The 3391-nt window shown below is 60.5% G+C and carries 5 protein-coding genes; 4 read left to right on the top strand and 1 reads right to left on the bottom strand.

Annotated features, from left to right (window positions below; genetic code table 11):
* Together D7S86_RS28845 and D7S86_RS28840 are read left to right on the top strand one after the other, a co-directional pair.
* Positions 1–364 (top strand): autotransporter domain-containing protein (locus tag D7S86_RS28845; protein ID WP_121091577.1); only part of this gene is annotated, 364 nt, incomplete at its 5' end.
* A gap of 381 nt (positions 365–745) precedes the next feature.
* Positions 746–1330, top strand: coding sequence for a YdcF family protein (locus D7S86_RS28840; protein ID WP_240648460.1), 585 nt, complete (start codon positions 746–748; stop codon positions 1328–1330).
* A gap of 9 nt (positions 1331–1339) precedes the next feature.
* On the opposite strand, the gene D7S86_RS28835 is transcribed toward D7S86_RS28840, so the two are convergent.
* Positions 1340–1870 carry a hypothetical protein gene (locus tag D7S86_RS28835; protein WP_240648459.1) on the bottom strand — a complete coding sequence of 177 codons (531 nt, stop codon included), beginning with the start codon at positions 1868–1870 and terminating at the stop codon, positions 1340–1342.
* On the opposite strand from D7S86_RS28835, the gene D7S86_RS29380 reads away from it, so the two are divergent.
* Together D7S86_RS29380 and D7S86_RS28825 are read left to right on the top strand one after the other, a co-directional pair.
* Entirely contained in the window at positions 1865–2488 is a 624-nt protein-coding gene (locus D7S86_RS29380) for a hypothetical protein (protein WP_147432525.1), read from the top strand. The two genes, D7S86_RS28835 and D7S86_RS29380, sit on opposite strands and share 6 nt — an antisense overlap.
* A 576-nt stretch (positions 2489–3064) precedes the next feature.
* A partial coding sequence (locus tag D7S86_RS28825; protein WP_147432524.1) for a hypothetical protein occupies positions 3065–3391 on the top strand: 327 nt, incomplete at its 3' end.

Raw genomic sequence — 3391 nt, 5'->3', positions numbered from 1 at the left:
CGACGGTGCGGCGCTGTCGGTCGACGCTTCGCATGCGGCCTCGGTCAAGAGCGGTCTCGGCTTCAAGATCGAGCAGGGCTTCTCGACGTCGTACGGGGAACTGGTGCCGGCGTTCCAGGCGCAGTGGATTCACGAATACGACCACACGCAACAGGTGACGGGCGCGAGCTATGCGGGCGACCCGACGGGCTCGACGGCGTTCACGTCGGTGGGGGCAACGCCGGTCAAGGATCTGGCCGATCTGACCTTGGGCGCGACCTTGTTGAACAAGGACAACTTGAGCGTGATCCTGCGCTACGAACTGCAGGCCGGCGGCGGTTTCGTATCGCAGACGGGTAGCCTGCGGCTGCGCAAGGTGTTCTAAGACGGTGTAACGGATGAGCCGGGCGAGTCTCGGCTCATGTCGTTGAATTTCCAGGGTCGGCATCCGAGTCGATATTTGAAGGTGGATGCCGCAGCACACAGAGGCAGTCGTTTTCCCACGTCTGATTGCGCCGATTAGCGATGCGATGAGGCAGACGGTCAGCGCCCCAAGCGCATCGACGTCGTATCACTGCCGACATATTGAAGTTTGTGCTGCGAGCAACTGGCGCCCTGCGCACGAAAGGCTCTTATTGCCAGAAGCCAGAATAGCGGACAGACGCAGCCACTGACTGAGCGTCTCATAGAGGGGCGTGTTGGGACGCTCATTGGGCCGATCAAAGCGTGGGATACTCGCGGCACTTTGGGTATCGAGGATGTCGCCTTGCGTCTGCTCAAGCTTTCTATTTGGGTCTGGTTGATTGCCTGCGTTGCGCTTGCGCTGGCCGGCCTGTCGTGTCGCTCGCTTCACACGGCTGATGTGGCCGTCGTGCCCGGGAATACCGTCTATTCCGACGGCAGGCCGTCGCCGAGACTGACGGCCAGACTCAGTGCGGCCTGGCGGCTCTACGCGGCAGGGCGTTGCAAGATCATCTTCGTGAGCGGCGGCACCGGCGCGTCGGGTGTCAATGAAGCAACGGCCATGCGGGCCTGGCTGATTCGGAAGGGCGTCCCGCCCGATGCCATCGTCGAAGACGACGATGGCGTGACAACGTGGGCAACCGCACGACATGCGGGTGATTTCATCCGGCAACACCATTTCGACAGCGCCATCGCCGTGACGCAGTACTTTCATGTCCCACGAACGATGGTCGCGCTCAAGCGCTTCGGCGTGCATCACGTCACCGGAGCGTATCCGGATTTCTGGGAAGCGCGGGACGTTTATTCGATTGCACGTGAGGTGCCGGCGTGGGTCTGGTATGCGTCGAGACCGATGCCTGATCCGGCGGTGACCACCGATGGCGGTTGAGTGGCCCGGTCATTTCACGCCGTCGACTTCCATCGGGCATCGGCGCAGCCACTTCAACGTCCGGCCGGTCCACTCGTAAAACTGCTTCCGGGGCTGTTTCAGACACGACGGATCGCCGTTGAAGCAAGCGGATATCACGAACAGTCTGCTGTTCAGCCTGAAGTCGATGCGTTCGTCGTCGCTACCCATCACACCGTCGATTTCCGACACTCCCGGCATCGTATAAACATGCCCTGTGTTCTGGTCGAGTATCGCGAAATCGCGGCAGTCCGTTCCGCATCCCCAGATCGCAACGCGGTAATGGCCGGCGAAATTTGCGGGCTGCGCGAATTCGGTGCGGATGACCGTCTGAAACATCCTGGCTTTCCTGTCGGTCAGCATGGGTTGGACGCCCGTTTGACGATGCGGCGCTTCATGGATGGGATAGTCGGCGAAGGAGGGCGCGTCGCAGGTTGCCGCGCTCGCATCAAACGGCGGCACGAGCATCGCGAATGACAGTAGCATCCCGATGCTTGGCCCAAGCAACGATTTTTCATGCATGGCGTGATTTTTTCAAAGAAAAAAGCATGCACGAGCGGCCGGATGAACGCGTGTCATACATATGCAAAAAGTTCTAGGAGGCGCCGTTGCGCGCCGGTGTGTATCTCTAGCACGCTTATGAAACGAATATATTGGGTTATTTGCAAGAAAATCATCGTTCGCCATCTGGGGCAAGATGCAAGGCGTACGATCCACGCCGTGCTGATAGCCGGGCTGTTATCTTCATCTATCGTGGCGTCTGCCTGCGACCTCGTACCGTTTCAAATCGCGGGCGATTCAGGAAAGGCCGGCCCGATTACGATCGGACTCGGCGAGCCGGATAACGTCGCGCATCCGACGGCATGGCAGGGGCCGTTGACGATATCGACGGCTTCGACTCCGACCTGCACCGTGAGCGACGCCGTGTCGATCATCGAGCGCCCCATCGTGTCGGCCCGAGGCGTGCTGTTTGTGCAGACCTATTCCGGCAGTACGCATTTCGTGTACGCGGTGGATGCGAGCACCTGCGCGGTGATCTGGCGCAGCGACGGATTCGCGGGGACGGCGATATTCGGGACGAACACGGTGGTCGTAGGCGCAAAGACGACGCCCCTCGATCAGGCTTGCCATCCGGAGTGACGCCGTACGCACCGTCCATCACCTGCCACCGCTCTCGTCAGGGAGCGGGTCGTCATGAGTGTCCATAGGCTTGCGTTGGACCCTCACGCCTCGGCGCGCTAGACCTTTCGGTGAAGCGACGAATATGACCGTCTGCAAAGCGGACATCGCGTCGCGAACCTGGAATGACTCAAGCGGGGCGAAAAGGGCTCGTCTCGCGAAGCCGCAGCCGGCCAGGAGCGACCCGTCATACGAAACGATCGAGGGGCTGCTTCCACGAGCGACGCGGACACTCCGTCCGGCGCATTTTGGGCGCTCGAATCTCCGCACGTGCACGTAGGTCTCGCATCCGGACGCCCCCCACCCAGGTAACCCCCACCTGTTGCATTCAAAACACCCATTCGATTTATTTCGAAAATGTGAGACACCGTGTCATGGCGCGTTTGAAGGGTGGGGAATAGTTCTTACGCTGCGACGAACTCGGCATGCGACACCTGTGCGGTGTCAGATGCCCTCGAATATAAATCGCATGAAATAAGTCACATTGAAGACCTATCGGGGAAGGCTATGGGGTATTTGTCGTCAGTCGGGTCCGGCATGGCGAGCGTGAAGCGCGTGGTGAACATGCCCTTGACGCTTGCGTCGCTGTGTCTGCTTCTTAGTGCATGCGGGGGCGACTCGCCGCCGATACCGTCTTATACGATCGGCGGCACTGTCACCGGGCTGGCCGACAACGCGTCGATGAAGCTGCTCGACAACGGAGGTGACGCGTTGACAGTGGCTGCCAATGGCGCTTTCACTTTCGCCACGCCCATCGCGGTCAACCAGGCCTATGCGGTCACGGTCGGTACGCCCCCCCTGTGGCAGAACTGCGCGGTCGCAAACGGCAATGGCACGGCCGCAGCCAACGTGACAAGTGTGGGC

It is taken from the genome of Pararobbsia silviterrae (genome assembly GCF_003628125.1).
GTDB classification, from domain to species: Bacteria; Pseudomonadota; Gammaproteobacteria; order Burkholderiales; family Burkholderiaceae; genus Pararobbsia; species Pararobbsia silviterrae.
Note: the sequence above shows the minus strand (reverse complement) of the source record. Positions and strands in the feature narration are given on the sequence as shown.